The organism is Streptomyces sp. NPDC006551 (genome assembly GCF_040611675.1).
In the GTDB taxonomy this organism is placed as follows: Bacteria; Actinomycetota; Actinomycetes; order Streptomycetales; family Streptomycetaceae; genus Streptomyces.
The window spans coordinates 1-20,100 of the sequence record NZ_JBEXOT010000007.1; the positions used below are offsets into that span (position 1 = coordinate 1).

At 73.2% G+C, this 20,100-nt stretch carries 19 protein-coding genes; 7 read left to right on the forward strand and 12 right to left on the reverse strand.

What is annotated here, in order from left to right; genetic code table 11:
• Positions 1-83 precede the first annotated feature (83 nt).
• The 4 genes from pepN to ABZY12_RS10140 form a co-directional block, all read right to left on the reverse strand.
• A complete protein-coding gene (gene pepN / locus ABZY12_RS10125; RefSeq protein WP_356888831.1) occupies positions 84-2,579 on the reverse strand; it encodes an aminopeptidase N in 2,496 nt (831 codons plus the stop codon).
• A gap of 167 nt (positions 2,580-2,746) precedes the next feature.
• Positions 2,747-3,736 (reverse strand): asparaginase, encoded by a 990-nt coding sequence (locus ABZY12_RS10130; protein ID WP_356888832.1) that lies wholly within the window; start codon positions 3,734-3,736, stop codon positions 2,747-2,749.
• Positions 3,736-4,050 (reverse strand): chorismate mutase, encoded by a 315-nt coding sequence (locus tag ABZY12_RS10135; RefSeq protein WP_356888833.1) that lies wholly within the window; start codon positions 4,048-4,050, stop codon positions 3,736-3,738. The genes ABZY12_RS10130 and ABZY12_RS10135 overlap by 1 nt, the downstream gene beginning before the upstream one ends.
• 11 nt (positions 4,051-4,061) lie before the next feature.
• Positions 4,062-4,949: an AraC family transcriptional regulator gene (locus ABZY12_RS10140; protein WP_356889005.1), complete on the reverse strand. Its 888-nt coding sequence runs from the start codon at positions 4,947-4,949 to the stop codon at positions 4,062-4,064.
• Positions 4,950-5,052: 103 nt separating this feature from the next.
• Here ABZY12_RS10140 and ABZY12_RS10145 point away from each other — a divergent pair, with 103 nt between their 5' ends.
• Positions 5,053-6,801, forward strand: a complete 1,749-nt coding sequence (locus tag ABZY12_RS10145; RefSeq protein WP_356888834.1) for a beta-galactosidase family protein — start codon at positions 5,053-5,055, stop codon at positions 6,799-6,801.
• 84 nt (positions 6,802-6,885) lie between these two features.
• Here the strand turns inward: ABZY12_RS10145 and ABZY12_RS10150 are convergent, their stop codons facing one another.
• Positions 6,886-7,668 carry a serine protease gene (locus ABZY12_RS10150; RefSeq protein WP_356888835.1) on the reverse strand — a complete coding sequence of 261 codons (783 nt, stop codon included), beginning with the start codon at positions 7,666-7,668 and terminating at the stop codon, positions 6,886-6,888.
• 114 nt (positions 7,669-7,782) lie between these two features.
• Between ABZY12_RS10150 and ABZY12_RS10155 the strand changes: the two genes are divergently transcribed.
• Positions 7,783-8,709, forward strand: a complete 927-nt coding sequence (locus ABZY12_RS10155; RefSeq protein ID WP_356888836.1) for a hypothetical protein — start codon at positions 7,783-7,785, stop codon at positions 8,707-8,709.
• Between the two features lie 40 nt (positions 8,710-8,749).
• Positions 8,750-10,321: an ankyrin repeat domain-containing protein gene (locus ABZY12_RS10160; protein ID WP_356888837.1), complete on the forward strand. Its 1,572-nt coding sequence runs from the start codon at positions 8,750-8,752 to the stop codon at positions 10,319-10,321.
• A gap of 42 nt (positions 10,322-10,363) precedes the next feature.
• Here the strand turns inward: ABZY12_RS10160 and ABZY12_RS10165 are convergent, their stop codons facing one another.
• The 3 genes from ABZY12_RS10165 to ABZY12_RS10175 form a co-directional block, all read right to left on the reverse strand.
• Positions 10,364-10,777, reverse strand: coding sequence for a ribonuclease domain-containing protein (locus tag ABZY12_RS10165; protein WP_356888838.1), 414 nt, complete (start codon positions 10,775-10,777; stop codon positions 10,364-10,366).
• A 139-nt stretch (positions 10,778-10,916) separates the two neighbouring features.
• The gene (locus tag ABZY12_RS10170) at positions 10,917-11,792 is read right to left on the reverse strand and encodes an SDR family oxidoreductase (RefSeq protein WP_356888839.1); all 876 of its coding nucleotides are present in this window, start codon (positions 11,790-11,792) and stop codon (positions 10,917-10,919) included.
• 1 nt (position 11,793) lies between these two features.
• Positions 11,794-12,558: an SDR family oxidoreductase gene (locus ABZY12_RS10175; protein ID WP_356888840.1), complete on the reverse strand. Its 765-nt coding sequence runs from the start codon at positions 12,556-12,558 to the stop codon at positions 11,794-11,796.
• 67 nt (positions 12,559-12,625) lie between these two features.
• Between ABZY12_RS10175 and ABZY12_RS10180 the strand changes: the two genes are divergently transcribed.
• The 4 genes from ABZY12_RS10180 to ABZY12_RS10195 are packed head-to-tail and all read left to right on the forward strand — an operon-like array spanning position 12,626 to position 15,994.
• Positions 12,626-13,381: an enoyl-CoA hydratase family protein gene (locus ABZY12_RS10180; protein ID WP_356888841.1), complete on the forward strand. Its 756-nt coding sequence runs from the start codon at positions 12,626-12,628 to the stop codon at positions 13,379-13,381.
• Complete coding sequence (locus ABZY12_RS10185; RefSeq protein WP_356888842.1) at positions 13,378-14,223, forward strand: CoA-transferase; 846 nt, start codon at positions 13,378-13,380, stop codon at positions 14,221-14,223. Before ABZY12_RS10180 ends, ABZY12_RS10185 begins: the two co-directional genes overlap by 4 nt.
• Positions 14,220-14,945 carry a CoA-transferase gene (locus ABZY12_RS10190; protein WP_356888843.1) on the forward strand — a complete coding sequence of 242 codons (726 nt, stop codon included), beginning with the start codon at positions 14,220-14,222 and terminating at the stop codon, positions 14,943-14,945. The genes ABZY12_RS10185 and ABZY12_RS10190 overlap by 4 nt, the downstream gene beginning before the upstream one ends.
• Positions 14,945-15,994, forward strand: coding sequence for a nitronate monooxygenase (locus tag ABZY12_RS10195; protein ID WP_356888844.1), 1,050 nt, complete (start codon positions 14,945-14,947; stop codon positions 15,992-15,994). Before ABZY12_RS10190 ends, ABZY12_RS10195 begins: the two co-directional genes overlap by 1 nt.
• Positions 15,995-16,132: 138 nt before the next feature.
• Here ABZY12_RS10195 and ABZY12_RS10200 read toward each other — a convergent pair whose 3' ends face one another.
• The 4 genes from ABZY12_RS10200 to ABZY12_RS10215 form a co-directional block, all read right to left on the reverse strand.
• Positions 16,133-17,779, reverse strand: a complete 1,647-nt coding sequence (locus ABZY12_RS10200; protein WP_356888845.1) for a DEAD/DEAH box helicase — start codon at positions 17,777-17,779, stop codon at positions 16,133-16,135.
• Positions 17,780-17,870: 91 nt separating this feature from the next.
• Positions 17,871-18,074, reverse strand: coding sequence for a cold-shock protein (locus ABZY12_RS10205; protein WP_005318814.1), 204 nt, complete (start codon positions 18,072-18,074; stop codon positions 17,871-17,873).
• Positions 18,075-18,266: 192 nt separating this feature from the next.
• Positions 18,267-19,424 (reverse strand): acetyl-CoA C-acetyltransferase, encoded by a 1,158-nt coding sequence (locus tag ABZY12_RS10210; RefSeq protein ID WP_356888846.1) that lies wholly within the window; start codon positions 19,422-19,424, stop codon positions 18,267-18,269.
• A gap of 23 nt (positions 19,425-19,447) precedes the next feature.
• On the reverse strand, positions 19,448-20,035 hold the full coding sequence (locus tag ABZY12_RS10215) for a TetR/AcrR family transcriptional regulator (RefSeq protein ID WP_356889006.1): 588 nt from the start codon (positions 20,033-20,035) through the stop codon (positions 19,448-19,450).
• Positions 20,036-20,100 lie beyond the last annotated feature (65 nt).

The window sequence follows — 20,100 nt, forward strand, 5'->3', positions numbered from 1 at the left end:
GGGGGGGGGGGGGCCCGGGGGGGGGGGGGGGGGGGGGGGGGGCCTTTGAAGGGCCCCGCACCCGTGGTGGGCGGTCGGGACCGTCAGGGGGTGCGGATGCGGAGGGCCCTGCGCAGGTCGTCCAGTTGGTCGGCGAGTTTGCGGTGGAGGGCCGGGATCAGGGACTCGTCCGTGAGGTGGGCCTCGCCGAGGGCCAGGGAGTCGGCGTCGATCGCGTACGCCGGGAAGGCGTGGCGGCCGGCCGCCTCGGCCATCGCGGGGCCGCGGCGGGCGCCCAGGGCGATGGCGGCGGGGTAGAAGCGGGGGACGTACTCCCGTACAAGATCGGCCTGTTCGGGCTGCCAGAAGCCCTGGGCGGTGGCGGTGAAGAGGTAGTTGGACAGGTCGTCGGAGTCGAAGAGCCGGGACCAGGCGGCGGCCTTCGCCTCGGGGGTCGGCAGGGCGGCGCGGCAACGTGCGGCGCCCTCCTGGCCGGAGGCGCTGGGGTCCCGCTCCAGCTCTTCGTCGATCGCGGCCTCGTCGACGGCGCCGAGGACGGCGAGCCGTGCGAGGATCCGCCAGCGCAGCTCCGGGTCGGTCTCGGGGCCGCCGGGGACGGTTCCGTCCGCGAGCCAGGCGGCGATGGTGTCGGGCTGGGTGGCGCTGCCGATGAACGTACGGACGGCGGTCAGGCGCAGTCCCGGGGCGGAGCCGTCCTCGGTGCGGCGGACGAGGTCGCGGGCCAGCGACGTGATGAGGGCCAGCGCGGCGGGGCGCTCCTCGGCCGGCAGGTAACGGTCGGTGATCTGGGTGCGGGCGAAGGCGAGCACGCCCTGGACGACGGCCAGGTCGGTTTCCTCGGGGAGGTGCGCGTGCGCGGTCTTCAGGTAGGCGGCGGGCTCCAGTTCGCCGTCGCGGACCATGTCGCGCAGGGTGTTCCAGAGGACGGCGCGGGTGAGCGCGTCGGGGATGCTGGAGAGGGTGCGCAGGGCCGTCTCCTGCGAGGTCGGGTCGAGGCGCACCTTGGCGTAGGTGAGGTCGCCGTCGTTGAGGACGACGAGGGCGGGGCGGGGGCCGGGGAGTTCGACGGGCTCGGTCTGCGGGACGTCGACCTCCAGGCGCTCGCGCGGCACGAGCCGTCGGCCGTCGATGAGATCGCGGTCGTACACGCCGACGGCGATGCGGTGCGGCCGGCTGCCGTCGTGCCGGACGGTGAGGGTGGTGCGGGTCTCGTCGCCGCCCAGCTCGGGGGTGAGGGTGTCGACGCCGGTGGTCCGCAGCCAGCGCTCGGCCCAGGCGTGCACGTCACGGTCGGTGGCGGAGGCGAGGTTGTCGATGAAGTCGGCGAGGGTGGCGTTGCCGAAGCGGTGCCGCTTGAAGTGGGTGTTGATCCCGGCGAGGAAGTCCTTCTCCCCCATCCAGGCGACGAGCTGGCGCAGGGCGGAGGCGCCCTTGGCGTAGGAGATGCCGTCGAAGTTGAGCAGCGCGGAGGCGGTGTCGGGGACGGCGTCGGGATCGGGGGCGACGGGGTGGGTGGAGGGCCGCTGGTCGGCGTCGTACCCCCAGGCCTTCCGCTCGATGCCGAAGTCGATCCAGGTGTCGGGGAAGCGGTCCGAGCACGCCTCGTTGACGGTCTGGTAGCCCATGTACTCGGCGAAGGACTCGTTCAGCCAGATGTCGTCCCACCAGCGCAGGGTGACGAGGTCGCCGAACCACATGTGCGCCATCTCGTGGGCGATGACCATGGCGCGGGTCTGCCGCTCGGTGACGGTGACGGCGGAGCGGTAGACGAACTCGTCGCGGAAGGTGACGAGTCCGGGGTTCTCCATGGCGCCGGCGTTGAACTCGGGGACGAAGGCCTGGTCGTACGAGTCGAAGGGGTACGGCTCCTCGAACTTCTCGTGGAAGCGGTCGAAGCACGCCTTGGTGATGTCGAGGATCTCCTCGGCGTCGGCGTCGAGGTAGGGGGCGAGGGAGCGGCGGCAGTGGATGCCGAAGGGCAGGCCGGCGTGTTCGGTGCGCACGGAGTGCCAGGGGCCGGCGGCGACACAGACGAAGTAGGTGGAGAGCAGGGGGGTGGGGGCGGCCTTCCAGCGTCCGTCGGGCTGCCGGGTCGTGATGCCGTTGGCGAGGACGGTCCAGCCCTCGGGGGCCGTGACGCCCATCTCGAAGACGGCCTTCAGGTCGGGCTGGTCGAAGGCCGCGAAGACGCGCTGGACGTCTTCCATGAAGAGCTGGGTGTAGACGTACGACTCGCCGTCGGTCGGGTCCGTGAAGCGGTGCATGCCCTCGCCGGTGCGGGAGTACCGCATCTCGGCCTCGATGCGCAGCTCGTGCTCGCCGGCGGCGAGGCCGGTGAGCGGCAGCCGGTTGCCGTCGAGTGCCGCGGGGTCGAGCGGCTCGCCGTCGAGGAGGGCGGAGCGCAGGGTCTCGGGCTTGAGCTCGACGAAGGTGTCCCCGGCGGTGCGGGCGGTGAACCGGATCACGGTCGTGGAGGCGAAGGTCTCTTCGCCGGTGGTGAGGTCGAGGTCGACCGTGTAGTGCTGGACGTCGAGGAGCTGGGCACGGGTCTGCGCTTCGTCGCGCGTCAGTACGGACATGGGCCCATGCTGCCTGATGCCTCACGGCCCGGGGAGGGGGGCCTGTGTCTGCCTGATGCCTCACGGCCCGGGGAGGGGGCCTGTGTCTGCCACAGGTTCCGGCGAGTGAGCCGAAGGGGCGCGCGTGCGTCGAAGCGCCCCGGAGGTGAACCGAGCCCTGAAAAAGATCAAGCCAACCCGGTGCCGTTGAGGTGGGTGAAGGCCGCGGTGATGCGGGGGCGGTCGTAGCCCGCGGGGCCCGCCACTCCGGCGGAGAGGAGGGTGTGCAGCAGGAGGCGGGCCTTGGCGGGGTCCAGTGCGCCGGCGGGGATGAGGCCGCGGCGCAGGACGTCGTGCTCGGAGCCGGGGCCGCGGTAGGTGTGGGTGAGGGTGGTTCCGGCGCCGGTACGGGAGGCGAGGACGACCGGGATGCGGGTCGCGAGCTTCTCCAGGGGCTCGACCAGCCAGGTGGGGACGTGTCCGGCGCCGAAGGCGGCCACGACCAGGCCGTCGATGCGGGGGTCCAGGCCGGTGAGGAGGTCGCCGCGGTCGCCGAAGGCGAGGGTCACCAGGGCCACTCGTACCGTCGGGTCGAGCCGCAGGGGGCAGGGCGCCGTGGGGGTGGCCGGCCGCAGCAGGATCCTGGGGACGCCCTCGACGACCGATCCGAGCGGGCCCGCGCCGGGCGAGGCGAAGGTCGCCACGGAGGTGGTGTGGGTCTTGCGGACGTGGCGGGCGGCGTGGATCTCGTCCGCGAAGACCACGAGGACGCCGAGGTCCCGGCAGGCCGGGTCGGCGGCGACGGCGACCGCGGCGGCGAGATTCGCGGGGCCGTCCGCGCCGGGCAGGTCGGGGCGGCGCATGGCGCCGGTGACGACGATCGGTCGGCTGGTCGCGCACAGCAGGTCGAGCAGGAACGCGGTCTCCTCCAGGGTGTCGGTCCCCTGGACCACGACGACGCCGGAGTCGGCGGCGACCGTCTCCCGTACCTCCCGCGCCAGGGCGGCGAGGTCCTCGAAGGAGAGGGAGGAGCTCGGCAGCCGGCGGAAGTCGCGCAGCTCCACGTCGATGCCGGAGACGCCGAGACCGGCGAGGACCTCGGTGCCGGTCATGCGTGTGGCGTCGCCGCCCCGGGCGGAGATGGTCCCGCCCAGGGTGAAGACCGTGACCCGGTCCATCAGCGTGCTCCGTCCGCGATCGTCTCGTGGTGGCGGATGACCTCCGCGATGATGAAGTTGAGCAGTTTCTCCGCGAACGCCGGGTCCAGTTTCGCGCTCTCCGCCAGTTCGCGCAGCCGGGCGATCTGGCTGGCCTCGCGGGCCGGGTCGGCCGGGGGCAGCTGGTGCCGGGCCTTGAGGACGCCGACCTGCTGGGTGCATTTGAAGCGTTCGGCGAGCATGTGGACGACCGCCGCGTCGATGTTGTCGATGCTTTCGCGGAGCCGGTTCAGTTCCGCTCGTACGGTCTCGTCGATGTCGCTGGTGTCGCTCATGAGCAGCGAGCTTAGACGGATCGGGAGGCGATGGTCGGTGGGTGGTCGGGATCCGGGATCCGGTTGCTCCAGCCGCCCGGCACGGTCCTTCCCTGCTGTTCGCGGAAGCGGATGGGGGCGGTGCCGACCCTGCGGGTGAACAGCCGGGAGAAGTACGCCGGATCGTCGTAGCCGACCCGCCGGGCGACCGCGGCGACGGGCAGTTCGGTGGCGGCGAGGAGTTCCTTGGCGCGGCCGAGCCGGAGCGAGAGGAGGTAGTCCTTGGGGCTGCAGCCGGCGGCGCGCCGGACGGCGGTGCGCAGCTCGGCGGGGGTCATGCCGTGCCGGGCGGCGTGCTCGGCGACGGACAGCGGCTGGAAGGCGTCGCGGGCGAGCGCGGTGAGGACGGGGTCGCCGTCGGCGTTGGTGTCGGCGCGGGCGCGGCGCAGGGCGACGAGGAGTTCGTGGACGGCGGCTCCGGTCTCGACTTCCAGGAGGGGGTTGCCGCGCCGGGCGGCTCGGGCGATCCGGCCGATGGCGGCGCGGGCGCCGGCGGCGTCGGAGAGCGGGACGACGGGCCGGTCGGGCTCGATGTAGCCGAGTTCGGTGTAGGTGGCGGTGGCGGGGCCGGCGAAGTCGACGAAGCTCTCGTCCCAGCCGGGGCCGGGGTCGGCGGAGTAGTGGTGGGGGACGCCGGGGGTGAGCCAGATCAGGGCGGGCGCGGTGATGGTGGTCCGTCGCCCGTCCGCGGCGCGGTACCAGCCGCTGCCGGCGCTGATGACGACCGCGACGTGGTGGTCGAGGGTGCGGGGGCCGACGGTGGGCAGCGCGCCGTGCTGCAGCCCGACGCCGAGGCAGACGAGCCCGAGGCGGTGGTGGACCGGGCTGGGCGTGAAGTAGCGCATCCAGGTGTGGTACATCGGGCTCACGCCTCCCCGCGGGTTTCCTCGCGTCTCCTTACGTCCAAACAGCGCCGATCTTTGTCCATGGACCGGTCCGCCGCCAGAGGGTGAGGGTGAGGCCATGAGCACGTTCGCTGTGGGTGACGACGATTTCCTCCTGGACGGGCGGCCGGTGCGGCTGCTGTCGGGGGCGCTGCACTACTTCCGGGTGCATGAGGCGCAGTGGGGCCATCGGCTGGAGATGCTCCGCGCGATGGGCCTCAACTGTGTGGAGACGTACGTCCCGTGGAATCTGTACGAGCCGGAGCCGGGCCGGTACGGGGACGTGGCGGCGCTCGGCCGTTTCCTGGACGCGGTGGAGCGGGCCGGGATGTGGGCGATCGTGCGGCCGGGGCCGTACATCTGCGCCGAGTGGGAGAACGGCGGGCTGCCGCACTGGCTGACGGGCCCGCTGGGGCGGCGGGTGCGCACGGACGACGCCGCGTATCTGGTCCATGTCGACCGCTGGTTCGGTGTGCTGCTCCCCCAGGTGGTGGAGCGGCAGATCGACCGGGGCGGCCCGGTGATCATGGTCCAGGTGGAGAACGAGTACGGCAGTTACGGCTCCGACCAGGCGTATCTGGGCCATGTGGCGGGGTTGCTGCGGGACTGCGGGGTGAGCGTGCCGCTGTTCACCTCGGACGGGCCGGAGGATCACATGCTGACGGGCGGCTCGGTGCCCGGGATCCTGGCCACCGCGAACTTCGGCTCGGGGGCGCGGGAGGCGTTCGCGGCGCTGCGGCGCCATCAGCCGTCGGGGCCTCTGATGTGCATGGAGTTCTGGTGCGGCTGGTTCGACCACTGGGGCACGGAGCACTCCGTACGGGACGCGGCGGACGCGGCGGCGACGCTGCGGGAGATCCTGGAGTGCGGGGCGTCGGTCAATGTCTACATGGCGCACGGGGGGACGAACTTCGCCGGCTGGGCGGGGGCGAACCGGGCGGGTGCGCTGCACGAGGGTGCGCTGCGGCCGACGGTGACCTCGTACGACTACGACGCGCCGGTGGACGAGGCGGGGCTGCCGACGGAGAAGTTCTGGCGGTTCCGTGAGGTGCTCGCCGAGTTCGCGGAGGGGCCGCTGCCGGAGGTTCCGGCGCCGCCGCGGCGGATCGCGGGCCCGGCGGGGGCGGTGCCGGTGGAGTGGGCTCCCCTGGAGGGCGTCCTGGAGGTCCTCGGTGACGAGGAGGCGTCGGCTCCGATGCCGCCGACCTTCGAGGAGCTGGGGGTGGACCGGGGGCTGGTCCGCTACCGGCTGGAGGTCCCCGGGCCCCGGCGGCCGTACCCGCTGTCCGTCACCGGGCTGCGCGACCGCGCGGTGGTGTACGTGGACGGGGTGCGGGCGGGTGTGCTGACGGCCGAGGACGCGGTGCTTCCCGAGCCGGTGGCGGGGCCCGCCGTGGTGGAGCTGTGGGTGGAGTCGCTCGGGCGGGTCAACTACGGGCCGCGGCAGGCGGAGCCCAAGGGGATCACGGGCGGGGTGCGGCACGAGCGTCAGTATGTGCACGGGGTGCGGGCCCGGGGGCTGCGGCTCGACGCCTTCGAGGCGGGCGCGGTGCCGAAGGTGCCGTTCCGGCCGGTGGCCGGGAACGCCGGTCCGGGGCTCTACCGGGCGGTCGTGGACGTCGCGGAGGCGGGTGACGCGGCGCTGTCGCTGCCGGGCTGGACGCGCGGTTTCGTGTGGGTCAACGGCTTCTGCCTGGGGCGGTACTGGGAGGTGGGCCCGCAGGAGACGCTCTTCGTGCCCGGCCCGGTGCTGCGGGAGGGCGGCAACGAGGTGTGGGTGCTGGAGCTGGAGGGCGGGGGCGCCGGGGCGCGGGTGGAGCTGGTGTAGCGGGTGTCCGGGGGACGGTCTGGAACGCGTACGCCCGGGGTGGGCTCCCGCCCCCGGGCGTACGTGTCACGTCGTGTCAGGTCGTCAGAGCGTCGCCGCGGCCGACTTGATGGCGGAGGCGAACGTCGACACCTCGGTGTAGACACCGGGGTAGCCGGGGCGTGCGCAGCCCTGGCCCCAGCTCACGATGCCGACCTGGATCCACGCGCCGGCGTTGTCGCGGCGGAACATCGGGCCGCCGGAGTCGCCCTGGCAGGTGTCGACCCCGCCCTGGCTGTACCCGGCGCAGATCTCCTCGCTCGGGACGAGGGAGCTGCCGTACGACGCCTGGCAGGAGGCGTCGGAGACGAACGGCACGGTCGCCTTGAGCAGGTACCGCTGCTGCGCGCCGCCCTCGCGGGTGGAGCCCCAGCCGGCGACGGTGAAGGTGCCGCTGTTGTACGCGGTCGTCTCGGCGATCTTGAGCGTGGGCAGCGAGGTGATCGGCGAGGCGAGCTTGATCAGGGCCCAGTCCTTGCCCTTGCCGTTGTAGCCGGGGGCCTGGAGGACCTTGGTCGAGCGGACCTTGATCGCGCTGCTGCTCTGCAGGTCCACGACTCCGGCGGTGGCGGTGATGCTGGTGTTGTTGCCGGAGCCGCTCACGCAGTGGGCGGCGGTGAGCACGATCTGCGGGGTCAGCAGCGAACCGCCGCAGCCCATGGAGAGCCTGACCATCCAGGGGAATTCACCCTGGGCGGCGCGGGTGCCGCCGACGACGGGCGCCGGCGCGGCGGAGGCGGTGCTGGGCTGGAGGCTGACGGCGGCGAGGACGACGGCGCCGGTGGCGGCGATTCTCTGGAGCGCGCGGACGATCCTGTTCTTCTTCAACTGTCTACCTTTCATGGGGGGTTGGCCTTGATGGCATGTGCCCGTCAAGGCTTGGTCCGGATTATGGGCAACGTGTCGCGGAGGCCACAAGGACGCGTTTTCAGCCATGCGGACATGGCCCGGCGGCCCCGTAGAGTGGAGAAAAGGGGGTCCGGCGTGCCGAACGCTAACGAAGTCGCCCACGGGTTTCCGCACCTCGACACGGTTCGGACCGCGATCACCGCGCTGTACCGGAGACTGTCGGCGGACGGAGTAAGGCGGTACGCCACGAGCGTGGCGGCGGCGGACGTCGCCTTCGGGGACGACGACGATCTTCACATGGGGGCGCAGCGGGTGGCCGCGGCGCTGGTACGGCATCTGGGGCTGCCGGGGCTGCCGCAGGCGCGGATGATCGTGACCTTCCGGGAGATGGAGCACGCCGCGAGCGTCGAGCTGGCGGCGGGACCGGAGTACTTCATCGAGCTGAACGACCGCTTCCGCCGCCACCGCCGGGACGTGGGGGCGGCGCTGGCCCACGAGATCACCCATGTGCTGCTGCACCGGCTCGACCTGGGCTTCGCGGCCACCGGCGACAACGAGATCCTCACGGACGTGGTCACCACCTATCTGGGGGCGGGGTGGCTGCTGCTCGACGCCTACCGGGAGGACGCGGTGTCGAGCCAGAAACTCGGCTATCTGACGCCGGAGGAGTTCGGCTACGTACTGGCGAAGCGCGCGGAGGTCTTCGGTGAGGACCCGTCACCCTGGTTCACGAGCGCGGCGGCCTACGAGGCGTGGGTACGGGGACGGGACCTGGCGGCCCGGGACGGGCGACGGCCTCCGCTGGCGCAGGCCGGGTGGGCGGCACGGCACCGCTACGCGAAGGAACGGCGGTACGGCCGGGCGGCCCCCGGCGCCTCGTACGACTTCGAGGGCACGGGGGCGTCGATGCGGGTCTCCTTCCCGTGCCCGGTCTGCCGGCAGCGGCTCCGGGTCCCGGCGGGGCGACGGCTCCGGGCGAGGTGCCGGGTGTGCGGGTCGGTGCTGGAGTGCGAGGCGTAAGGAGTTGCGTCGTCCGGGCGGCTCGGGTCAGGGTCGGCGGATGAGCACGTTGTTCAACGGGATTCTCGACGGGGATGTCGACGCCGTCGTCCGGGCCCTGCGGGGCGGGGAGCCGGCCGAGGCCGTGGCGGACGGGGAGACCGCGCTGTACCGGGCCGCCGTCGCGGACGAGGCCGCGATCGTACGGGTGTTGCTCGCCGCCGGGGCCGATCCCGCGCGGGGCAGCGGGGCCGAGGGCGGGGACCTGCCCCTGTGCGGGGCGGCGTGCGGGGGACATGCCGAGGTGGTGCGGGCGCTGCTGGCCGCCGGGGCGCACCCGGACCAGGAGGAGGTGTACGGGTTCACGGCCATGGCCTGGGCCGTGCGACTCGGGCACGCGGAGACCGTACGGGTCCTGCTGGAGCACGGCGCCGACCCCGACCGCCCCGGCCCCGACGGCCTCCCGCCGCTCGTCGCGGCGGCCCGGCGGGGGTCCACGCCGAGCGTGCGCGCACTCCTCGAACACGGCGCCGGCGGCTTGGAGGACGCGCTGCGCGAGGCGCGCCGCTGGATCGGCGTGGACATCGCGGGCGCCGTGCTGCGCGGCCTGTTGGAGACGCACGGCTCGGAGCCGTACGAGGCCGTCGTCCGCCGCGTCCGGGAGGACGGCGGGATCACCGTCGTCGTCGACCTGCTGCGCGAGGACGGCGCTCCCGGCAGCGGCAACGAGCAGCAGACCGGCCACGCCGCGATCGCCACGCTCCTGGAGACCGCGCTCGGCGTCCGCACGCCGTGCGAGGAGCTCGCCGCCCGGGCCCTGCGGTGCGGGGACCCCGACCTGGACGACTGGACCGAGGCGGTGGCGGCCCTGGCGAGCCGCGCCGACGAGGAGACCTTCCACGCGGCCGCCGCCTGGTGCGCGGGCGACACCATCCTGCGCCGGTCCCTGGGCGCGTCGGTCCTGGGCGGCCTGGACACCTTCGGGTCCCGAAGCCTCCCGCTCCTCCGCCGCCTGGCGACGGAGACCCTCTCGACCCCCGGGGCCTCGGGGGTCGGCGCCGCCGGGAGCCCGGCTTCGGGGCCTGTCGCCGGGCTCGGCGCCGCCGGGAGTCCGGCTTCGAGGCCGGGGGGCGGCGAGGGCGGGCGGGAGCCGGCGTTGGCCGTGGTCGCGGCGCTGGGGCGGGTGGGGGACGCGGCCGGGCTGCCGGAGTTGCTGGCGTTCGCCGGGCACGCCGACGCCGAGGTGCGGCGGGCGGTCGGGACCGCGCTCACCGGGCTCGTACCGGCCGGGCACGCGCGGGCCGTCGACACGCTGCTGGCGCTGAGCCGGGACCACGACTCCGGGGTGCGGGACTGGGCGACGCTGGCCCTCGCGGAGGTGCCCGAGGACACGCCCGTCCTGCGGGAGGCCCTGGCGGCCCGGCTCGACGACCCCGATCCGGACGTGGTCGCCGAGGCGGCCCGGGGCCTGGCGATGCGTCAGGACCCGCGCGCCACCGAGGCCCTCGCCGCCCTCCTCGCGGACGCCACACCGGACGGCACCGCCCGCGACACGGCCTTGGCCGCCCTGGAGTTCGTACGCGACGAGCGGGTCAGAAGGCGACTGGAGTGGACGACCCCCCGATGCCGCTGACGGCCACCCCCGCGAACCCGGACCGGGGCGGGGGCGGGCCGGTCAGCAGGTGTGGTCGACGAGGTCGAACGAGGCGTAGTGGTCGGCGGTGTAGTAGTCCTCCTGGTGCGACTCGCCGGTCACGATCCGGCGGGCGCCGCGGGTGGAGGAGCCGGGGGTCTTGACCGTGTACTCGTGGTAGTAGCCGGTCGAGTGGGCCGGGAGGATGCCTTCCCGGTTCTGGAAGACGCTGCCGTCCTGGCGGTACGGGAAGGGGCCGCCCGACTCGATCAGGCGGAGGGTGTCGTGGGCCTGGGAGGGGAGGTCGGAGTAACAGATGTTCCCGATCGCGGCGGCCGTGGCGGTGGCCGGGAGCGGCGCCGGGGTGACGGCGGCCGTGGCCGGGGCACCGAGGAGAAGGGTCGAGAGCAGGGCGGCGGCGCCGCCGATGACGGTGAGGCGTGGGGGGATTCGCATGGGCAGCATGATGATGCGCGTAGAACCACCTCCGGCAGCCCAACTCGCTTGAATTTTCCGGATGTTAACTTCCTCCGCCCAGTGTGCGGACATTGTGCGCGCGGTGTTTGCGCGTCCCTCGTTCGCGCGCCCTCTCGCCCTACGCCCCGTACACCGCCCCCGGCTCCTCCGCCGCCGCCAGCAGCTTCCGCGCCGTCTCCCCCGCCTCCGCCGGGGTCCAGCGCGCCCCCTTGTCCGCCGTGGGGCCCGGGCGCCAGCCCTCCATGACCGTGATGCGGCCGGCTTCCGCCTCGAAGACCCGGCCGGTCACCCCCGCCGACGCCGGCGAGCCCAGCCACACCACGAGCGGGGAGACGTCCTCCGGTACGCCCTCCAGGCCCGCGAAGGCCTGCTCGGTCATCCGGGTCCTGGCCGCCGGGGCGATCGCGTTGACCTGGACCCCGTACCGGCCCATCTCCGCCGCCGCGACCAGAGTCAGCCCGACGATCCCCGCCTTGGCCGCCGCGTAGTTCCCCTGTCCCACACTGCCCAACAGCCCGGCTCCCGATGTGGTGTTGACGACCCGAGCCACGACCTCCCGCCCCGCCTTGGTCTCCGCCCGCCAGTGCCCGGCCGCGTGGCGCAGCGGCAGGAAGTGCCCCTTCACATGGACGCGCATGACCGCGTCCCAGTCGTCCTCGCCGAGGTTGACGAGCATCCGGTCGCGCAGGAAGCCCGCGTTGTTGACCAGGGTGTCGAGCCGTCCGTACGTGTCGAGCGCGGTGGCGATCAGCGACGCCGCGCCCTCCTCCGTGGCGATGTCACCGCCGTGGGCGACGGCGTCGCCGCCGGTCGCGCGGATCTCCCCCGCCACCCGATGGGCCGGCGAACCGGCCGAGGCTGAGCCGTCCAGGCCCACCCCCAGGTCGTTGACGACGACCCTCGCCCCCTCCGCCGCGAAGGCGAGCGCGTGGGCCCGGCCCAGCCCCCGCCCGCCGCCCGTCACGATCACGACCCGGCCCTCGCACAGACTCATCTCAGCTCTCCTTGTCGGCGGTTGCGGCATCCAGGAAGGCGGGGCGCTCCCCGCCGCCGTGCACGAGCAGCGACGCGCCCGAGACGTACGCGGCGCGGTCGGAGGCGAGGAAGACCGCAGCCTCCCCCACCTCCGACGGTTCGGCGAGGCGGCCGAGCGGGACCGTCCTGCCGACGGCCTCGATTCCGTCCTCGTCGCCGTAGTGGAGGTGGGACAGCTCGGTGCGGACCATGCCGAGGACGAGGGTGTTGACCCGGACGTCCGGGGCCCATTCCACGGCCATCGAGCGGGCCAGGTTCTCCAGGCCGGCCTTCGCGGCGCCGTACGCGGCCGTCCCCGGCGAGGGCCGGGTCCCACTGACGCTGCCGATCATGACGACCGAGCCGCGCGCGGCCCGCAGCCGCTCGTACGCGGCGAGGGTGGCGGTCAGCGGGGCCGTCAGATTGAGGGCGAGCACCCGCGCGTGGCGTTCCGCGTCCCCCTCCCCCAGCAGCCGGTACGGCGTTCCGCCCGCGTTGTTGACGAGGACGTCGAGCCGCCCGTACGTCTGGCCGACGTCCGCGAAGAACTCCGTGACGGCGCGTGGTTCCCGCAGGTCGAGGGGGGCGAACTCGGCCGTGCGGCCCGCCTCCGCCACCGGCGTGTCCGGGGGTCTGCGGGCGCAGACGACCACGCGCGCCCCGGCCCGCAGAAAGGCGCGGGCGACGCCGGCGCCCACCCCGCGCGTGCCGCCGGTGACGACGACGACCCTCCCGTCCAGCTCCATCGGCTGCTACCTTCCTCACCACGCAGTCACCTAACAAATGTTTGGTGGAAAGGTAGCTGATCCGCTCATGGGTGTCTCCACCTCAAGCCCGGACAAGCACGTCGCCCTGGTCACCGTCGACTTCCCGCCCGTCAACGCCCTCCCGGTCCAGGGCTGGTACGACCTGGCCGACGCCGTCCGGGCGGCGGGCCGCGACCCGGGGAACCGGTGCGTGGTCCTGACCGCCGAGGGCCGCGGCTTCAACGCGGGCGTCGACATCAAGGAGCTGCGGCGCGAGCACGGCACCGGGCACGCCGCCCTCATCGGCGCCAACCACGGCTGCGCGGAGGCCTTCTCGGCGGTGTACGAGTGCGAGGTCCCGGTCGTCGCGGCCGTCGGCGGCTTCTGCCTGGGGGGCGGTATCGGACTCGTCGGCAACGCGGACGCCATCGTCGCCTCCGAGGACGCCACCTTCGGGCTGCCCGAGCTGGACCGGGGCGCGCTCGGCGCCGCCACCCACCTCGCCCGGCTCGTGCCGCAGCATCTGATGCGCGCGCTGTACTACACCTCCCGCACCGCCACCGCCGCCGAACTGCATGCCCACGGTTCGGTCTGGCGGGTGGTCCCCCGCGCCGGACTCCTCGACGCCGCGCTGGAGTTGGCGGCCGAGATCGCCCGCAAGGACGGGTCGCTGATCCGCCTGGCCAAGGCGGCCATCAACGGCATCGACCCGGTGGACGTGCGCCGCAGCTACCGCTTCGAGCAGGGGTTCACCTTCGAGGCCAACCTCAGCGGGGTCGCCGACCGGGTCCGCGACACCTTCGGGAAGGAGCGCCGGGCGTGACCGACAAGACGATGACGCCCGATGAGGTGGTGGGCCGGCTGCGCAGCGGGATGACGATCGGCATCGGCGGCTGGGGCTCGCGCCGCAAGCCCATGGCCCTGGTCAGAGCGCTGCTCCGGTCCGGGATCACCGATCTCACCGTGGTCTCCTACGGCGGCCCCGACGTGGGCCTGCTCGCCGCCGCCGGCCGGATCCGCAAGCTCGTCGCCGCCTTCACCACCCTGGACTCCATCCCCCTCGAACCGAACTTCCGCGCCGCCCGCGAGCGCGGAGCCTTCGAGCTGACGGAACTCGACGAGGCGATGTTCATGTGGGGTCTGCACGCGGCCGCCAACCGGCTGCCCTTCCTGCCCGTGCGGGCCGGGCTCGGCTCGGACGTGATGACGGTCAACCCCGGGCTGCGGACGGTCACCTCCCCGTACGAGGACGGGGAGACGTTCGTCGCCGTCCCCGCCCTGCGCATGGACGCGGCCCTGGTCCACCTCAACCGCGCCGACCGGCAGGGCAACGGCCAGTACCTGGGCCCCGACCCGTACTTCGACGACCTCTTCTGTGAGGCCGCCGACACCGCGTACGTCTCGTGCGAGCAGATCGTCGACAGGTTCGACGCGACCGCCGCGCCGCAGTCCCTCCTCGTGAGCCGCCACAGCGTCACCGGAGTCGTCGAGACTCCCGACGGCGCCCACTTCACCTCCTGCGCCCCCGACCACGCCCGCGACGAGCCCTTCCAGAGGTTGTACGCGACCACCCCGTGGCCCGCGTTCGCCGAGCGGTTCCTGTCCGGCGAGAGCGAGGACGACTACCAGCGGGCCGTACGGACCTGGCGGGAGGAGCAGCGATGAGCGTCACTCGTTCCGAGTACTGTGTCGTCGCCTGCGCCGAGGCGTGGCGCGACAACGGCGAGATCCTCGCCGCCGCGATGGCTCCCGTCTCCTCCTTCGGCGCCCGGCTCGCCAAGCGCTCCTTCGCCCCCGAGCTGCTGCTCACCGACGGCGAGGCGATGCTCGTCGGCCTCGACGGAGAGGTGGAGGGCTGGCTGCCGTACCGCCGCCATCTCACCATGGTCACCGGCGGGGCGCGCCACGTCATGATGGGCGCGAGCCAGATCGACCGGTACGGCAACCAGAACATCTCGTGCGTCGGCGACTGGTCGCGGCCCACCCGCCAGCTCCTCGGGGTCCGCGGCGCGCCGGTCAACACCCTGAACAACCCGGTGAGTTACTGGATCCCCAAGCACTCGCCCCGGGTCTTCGTCGAACGCGTCGACATGGTCAGCGGCGTCGGCTACGACCGTGCGGCCGCCGCCGGGGCGACCCGCTTCCACCGGATCCCCCGGGTCGTCACCGATCTGGGCGTCCTCGACTTCGAGACGCCCGACCGCTCGATGCGGCTCGCCTCCCTCCACCCGGGCGTCACCGTGGACCAGGTCAGGGCGGCCACCGGCTTCGACCTGGTGATCGGCGACGACGTGCCGTACACCCGCGAGCCGACCGCCGAGGAGCTGCGGCTGATCCGCCAGGTGATCGACCCCGAGGGGCTGCGCGATCGCGAGGTCAGGGCCTGATGGAGACCGCGCTGACCAGCCTCACCGGCGTCCGCCACCCGATCGTCCAGACCGGTATGGGCTGGGTCGCCGGTCCGCGTCTGGTCTCGGCGACCGCCGCCGCCGGCGCGCTCGGCATCCTCGCCTCCGCGACCATGACCGCCGACGAGCTGCGCGCCGCGGTCCGCGAGGTGAAGTCCCGTACGGACCGGCCCTTCGGGGTGAATCTGCGCGCGGACGCGGGCGACGCCCGGGAGCGGGTGCGGATCATCGTCGACGAGGGCGTACGGGTCGCCTCGTTCGCCCTCGCCCCGTCCCGCGAGCTGATCGCCGAACTGAAGGACGCCGGTGTGGTCGTGATCCCGTCGGTCGGGGCCCGGCGGCATGCCGAGAAGGTCGCCGCGTGGGGCGCGGACGCGGTGATCGTGCAGGGCGGGGAGGGAGGCGGGCACACCGGCGAGGTGGCCACCACCGTCCTGCTGCCTCAGGTGGTGGACGCGGTCGGCGTTCCGGTGATCGCGGCCGGCGGCTTCCACGACGGCCGGGGCCTGGTCGCCGCGCTCTCCTACGGGGCGGCGGGCATCGCCATGGGGACGCGCTTCCTGCTCACCTCCGACTCGACCGTGCCGGACGCGGTCAAGGCGATGTACCTCGCGGCGTCGGTCAAGGACGTCACCGTGACCACGGCCGTCGACGGGCTGCCGCACCGGATGCTCCGTACGGAGATGGTCGCCGCTCTCGAACAGACGGGCAGGTTCCGGGCGTTGGCACGGGCCGTGCGGCACGCGGCCGGCTTCCGGAAGCTCTCGGGTCTGTCATGGCCGCGGATGGTCCGTGACGGACGCGCGATGAGACACGGCAAGGACCTCTCGTGGAGCCAGGTCCTGCTCGCCGCGAACACCCCCATGCTCCTCAGAGCCGCCATGGTCGAGGGCCGCACCGACCTCGGCGTCATGGCGTCCGGACAGGTCGCGGGGGTGATCGAGGACCTTCCGAGCTGCGAGGAACTCGTCCTGCGGGTCATGTCCGAGGCCGAGCACGTGCTCCGCGCCCTGCCGCCACCAGGCTGAACCCTCGCCCCCTGTACGGGAGTTCGGCCGTCTCCTTCGAGACGCGGCTTCCGCATCCCGCCCGCGATCCGCTACGACGGCGCCGACCGGCTGCCGACCGGGCCGGGGCCTGATCCGGCCCCGGCCCGCCGGACTTTCCTAGGCCGCGCCCCGGCGAGCGCCGCCGCCGCTGCGGGTGCGGGTGGCGGAACCGCCGCCCGTGGCCGTACGGCCGGTGGAGGTCGTACGCGAGCGTCCGCCGGCCCCGCCGGCCCCGCCGCCACCGCGGCGCGAGCGCTGGCCGCCGGTCCTCGGGGCGCCGGACCTGGACCCGCCGCTGCGGCCCTGGGCGGGCTGCGTGGGCTGCGGGACCTCGATGACGACCGGTATGCCGGAGGGCTCCCGGGCACCGGTGAGGCGGGTCAGTTCCTCGTCGCTCGACTTGATCTGGGCCGTGCGGGGGCTGATGCCCGCGTTGGACATGAGCCGGCTCATGTCCCGCTTCTGCTCGGGCAGGACGAGCGTGACGACGCTGCCGGACTCGCCGGCCCTGGCGGTGCGGCCGCCGCGGTGCAGATAGTCCTTGTGGTCGATCGGCGGGTCGACGTTCACGACCAGGTCGAGGTCGTCGACGTGGATGCCGCGGGCCGCCACGTTGGTCGCCACCAGCACGGTGACCAGGCCGTTCTTGAACTGGTCCAGGGTGCGGTTGCGCTGCGGCTGGGAACGGCCGCCGTGCAGGCCGGAGGCGCGTACACCGCTCGCGAGGAGCCGCTTGACCAGCCGGTCCACGGCACGCTTGGTGTCGAGGAAGAGGATCGTGCGGCCGTCGCGGGCCGCGATCCGGGTGGTGACGGCCTTCTTGTCGGTCTCGTCGGCGACGTACAGGAGGTGGTGCTCCATCGTCGTCACCGCGCCCGCCGAGGGGTCGACGGAGTGCACGACCGGGTCGGTGAGGAACATCTTCACCAGCCGGTCGATGTTCTGGTCGAGCGTCGCCGAGAACAGCATCCGCTGACCGTCGGGCTCGACCTGCTTGAGCAGCGCGACGACCTGCGGCATGAAGCCCATGTCGGCCATCTGGTCGGCCTCGTCCAGGACCGTGATCGCGACCTGGTCGAGACGGCAGTCGCCGCGCTCGATGAGGTCCTTGAGACGGCCGGGGGTGGCGACGAGGACCTCGGCGCCGCGGCGCAGGGAGTTGGCCTGCTTGGTGATGGACATGCCGCCGACGACGGTGGCCAGCCGCAGCTGCACGGAGGTGGCGTACGGGGAGAGCGCGTCGGTCACCTGCTGCGCGAGCTCGCGGGTGGGCACGAGGACCATGGCGAGCGGCGCCTTGGGCTCGGCACGGCGGCCGGCGGTGCGGGCGAGCAGGGCGAGGCCGAAGGCGAGGGTCTTGCCGGAGCCGGTGCGGCCGCGGCCGAGGATGTCCCGGCCGGCGAGCGAGTTCGGCAGGGTGGCGCCCTGGATCGGGAAGGGCTCGGTCACGCCCTGGGCGTTGAGCGTCTTGACGAGCGCCGGGGGCATGTCGAGGGCGTCGAAGGACTCGACGGAGGGGAGCGCGGGGGTCAGCGTCTCCGGCAGGGTGAACTCACGCGGCGGAGGAGGCGTGGCCGGGCCGCGGCCGCGCGAGGCGCCGCCCCTGCCCTTGGGGGCACCGGTGCCGGCGCCGCGGCGCGAGCCGGCACCGCCCGAGCCGTTACGGCTGCCGGAGGCGCGCGCGGGGCGGCCCGAGGCATTTCCGGACGGGGTTCCGGAAGTGGAGTCCGCGGCCCGGCGGGGCCGCTTTTCGGAGCGAGTCATGGGGAAATGCCTTCCTGGCCTGAGCACAGCGCGAGCCGGGACCCGCACCTGCGCGGTGCGGGCCCCGGCTGCGAGAAACGCGTTACGGCAATCAGGCGGGGAGGATGTTCTCCGCCTGCGGGCCCTTCTGGCCCTGCGTGACGTCGAAGGTGACCTTCTGGCCTTCCTGGAGCTCACGGAAGCCGGAGGTCGCGATGTTGGAGTAGTGGGCGAAGACGTCGGCGCCGCCGCCGTCCTGCTCGATGAAGCCGAAGCCCTTTTCCGAGTTGAACCACTTCACGGTTCCAGTAGCCATGTGTATCTCCTGAACAGGTAGGGGCCCCATCCCGGAGAGTCCGGAAAACAAAATTGCGCCTGAAGGAACATTCCCGTCAGGCGCACATAAAGTTCATGGGTACCAAAACTAGCAACGGGAGAACAGTAGCATGCCGTCCCGCCCTGAAGGGCGGGACAGCGACGAGCGTCACACGGGCCGCGCGCGCCGGCGTCACAGCCGTTCGATGATCGTCACGTTCGCCTGGCCGCCGCCCTCGCACATGGTCTGGAGGCCGAAGCGGCCGCCGGTCCGTTCCAGCTCGTGCAGGAGGGTCGTCATCAGCTTGACTCCGGTGGCGCCCAGCGGGTGGCCGAGGGCGATCGCGCCGCCGTTGACGTTGACGCGCGCCGGGTCGGCTCCGGTCTCCTTCAGCCAGGCGAGGACGACCGGGGCGAAGGCCTCGTTGATCTCGACCAGGTCCATGTCGTCGATGGTCATGCCCGTCTTCCTCAGGGCGTGCGCGGTGGCCGGGATCGGCGCCGACAGCATCCGGATCGGGTCCTCGCCGCGTACCGAGAGGTGGTGGACCCGGGCGCGCGGGGTGAGCCCGTGTTCGCGGACGGCCCGCTCGCTCGCGAGCAGCATCGCCGCGGCGCCGTCGGAGACCTGGGACGAGCAGGCCGCGGTGATGGTGCCGCCCTGGACGACCGGAGCGAGACCCGCCATCTTCTCCGGGGTGGTGTCCCGGCGCGGGCCCTCGTCGACGGTCACGTCGCCGTAGGGGACGGTCTCCCGGTCGAAGCGGCCCTCGTCGATGGCGCGCACGGCCCGCTCGTGGGAGCGCAGGGCGAATTCTTCCTGGTCACGGCGGGTGATGCCCCAGGTGGCGGCGATCAGCTCGGCGCCGTGGAACTGGTTGACCGGTGCGTCGCCGTAGCGGGCGCGCCAGCCTTCGGAGCCGGCGTACGGGCCCTCGGTCAGACCGAGCGGCTCGGCGGCCTGCCGGGAGGCGTAGGCGATCGGGATCATCGACATGTTCTGGGTGCCGCCCGCGACGACCAGGTCCTGGGTGCCGGAGAGCACGCCCTGGGCGGCGAAGTGGACGGCCTGCTGGGAGGAGCCGCACTGGCGGTCGACGGTGACCCCGGGGACCGTTTCGGGGAGGCCGGCGGCGAGCCAGGCCGTACGGGCGATGTCGCCGGCCTGGGGGCCGACGGTGTCGAGGCAGCCGAAGACCACGTCGTCGACGGCGGCGGGGTCGATGCCGGAGCGTGCGACGAGGGCTTTCAGGACGTGGGCGCCGAGGTCCGCCGGGTGGACCGCGGAGAGCCCGCCCCGGCGGCGGCCCACCGGGGTGCGGACCGCTTCGACGATGTAGGCCTCGGGCATGGCTGCTCCTTCACACGGTCGGGTCAGGTGCGTACGGCGATTCCGTCCAGGACCATCGAGAGGTACTGGCGGGCGATCTCCTCCGGGCTGTGCTGTCCGCCCGGCCGGTACCAGGACGCGGCGACCCAGACGGTGTCGCGCACGAACCGGTAGGTGAGCCGGATGTCGAGGTCGGCGCGGAAGACCCGGGCCTCGACGCCGCGCTCCAGGGTGCCGAGCCACGCCTTCTCGAACTTCTGCTGCGAGTCGGAGAGGTAGTGGAAGCGGGGCTGGTCGGTGAGGTGCCTGGACTCCTTCTGGTAGATGGCGACGGCGGCGCGGTGCCGGTCGATCTCCCGGAAGGATTCGGTGACGAGGGCCTCGATGGTCTCCCTGGGGCCGAGGCCGGCGGCGAGGACGGCGTCGTACCCCTCCCACAGTTCGGCCAGGAAGGTGGAGAGGATCTCGTCGAGCATCGATTCCTTGGAATCGAAGTGGTAGTAGAGGCTGCCGGCGAGCATGCCGGCGGCGTCCGCGATCTTGCGGACGGTGGTGGCGTTGTAGCCCTGGGCGGCGAAGACCTCGGCGGCGGTGTCGAGGAGTTCGCGGCGCCGCTCGGGCGAGGCGGTCACCTGGGTCTTCTTGGGGCTGCTCGGCTTGCCGCCCGGCCTGGTCGGCTTGCTGCTCGGCTTGCTGT

What these genes read in the sequence shown, in the direction of transcription:
- ABZY12_RS10160 (WP_356888837.1), top strand. Translation starts at nt 8,750, where the DNA reads ATGAGCACGTTGTTCAACGGGATTCTCGACGGGGATGTCGACGCCGTC.
- ABZY12_RS10135 (WP_356888833.1), bottom strand. Translation starts at nt 4,050, where the DNA reads ATGAGCGACACCAGCGACATCGACGAGACCGTACGAGCGGAACTGAAC.
- ABZY12_RS10165 (WP_356888838.1), bottom strand. Translation starts at nt 10,777, where the DNA reads ATGCGAATCCCCCCACGCCTCACCGTCATCGGCGGCGCCGCCGCCCTG.
- ABZY12_RS10210 (WP_356888846.1), bottom strand. Translation starts at nt 19,424, where the DNA reads ATGCCCGAGGCCTACATCGTCGAAGCGGTCCGCACCCCGGTGGGCCGC.
- ABZY12_RS10130 (WP_356888832.1), bottom strand. Translation starts at nt 3,736, where the DNA reads ATGGACCGGGTCACGGTCTTCACCCTGGGCGGGACCATCTCCGCCCGG.
- ABZY12_RS10155 (WP_356888836.1), top strand. Translation starts at nt 7,783, where the DNA reads ATGGCCCGGCGGCCCCGTAGAGTGGAGAAAAGGGGGTCCGGCGTGCCG.
- ABZY12_RS10195 (WP_356888844.1), top strand. Translation starts at nt 14,945, where the DNA reads ATGGAGACCGCGCTGACCAGCCTCACCGGCGTCCGCCACCCGATCGTC.
- ABZY12_RS10200 (WP_356888845.1), bottom strand. Translation starts at nt 17,779, where the DNA reads ATGACTCGCTCCGAAAAGCGGCCCCGCCGGGCCGCGGACTCCACTTCC.
- ABZY12_RS10170 (WP_356888839.1), bottom strand. Translation starts at nt 11,792, where the DNA reads ATGAGTCTGTGCGAGGGCCGGGTCGTGATCGTGACGGGCGGCGGGCGG.
- ABZY12_RS10190 (WP_356888843.1), top strand. Translation starts at nt 14,220, where the DNA reads ATGAGCGTCACTCGTTCCGAGTACTGTGTCGTCGCCTGCGCCGAGGCG.
- ABZY12_RS10145 (WP_356888834.1), top strand. Translation starts at nt 5,053, where the DNA reads ATGAGCACGTTCGCTGTGGGTGACGACGATTTCCTCCTGGACGGGCGG.
- pepN (WP_356888831.1), bottom strand. Translation starts at nt 2,579, where the DNA reads ATGTCCGTACTGACGCGCGACGAAGCGCAGACCCGTGCCCAGCTCCTC.
- ABZY12_RS10175 (WP_356888840.1), bottom strand. Translation starts at nt 12,558, where the DNA reads ATGGAGCTGGACGGGAGGGTCGTCGTCGTCACCGGCGGCACGCGCGGG.
- ABZY12_RS10205 (WP_005318814.1), bottom strand. Translation starts at nt 18,074, where the DNA reads ATGGCTACTGGAACCGTGAAGTGGTTCAACTCGGAAAAGGGCTTCGGC.
- ABZY12_RS10180 (WP_356888841.1), top strand. Translation starts at nt 12,626, where the DNA reads ATGGGTGTCTCCACCTCAAGCCCGGACAAGCACGTCGCCCTGGTCACC.
- ABZY12_RS10140 (WP_356889005.1), bottom strand. Translation starts at nt 4,949, where the DNA reads ATGTACCACACCTGGATGCGCTACTTCACGCCCAGCCCGGTCCACCAC.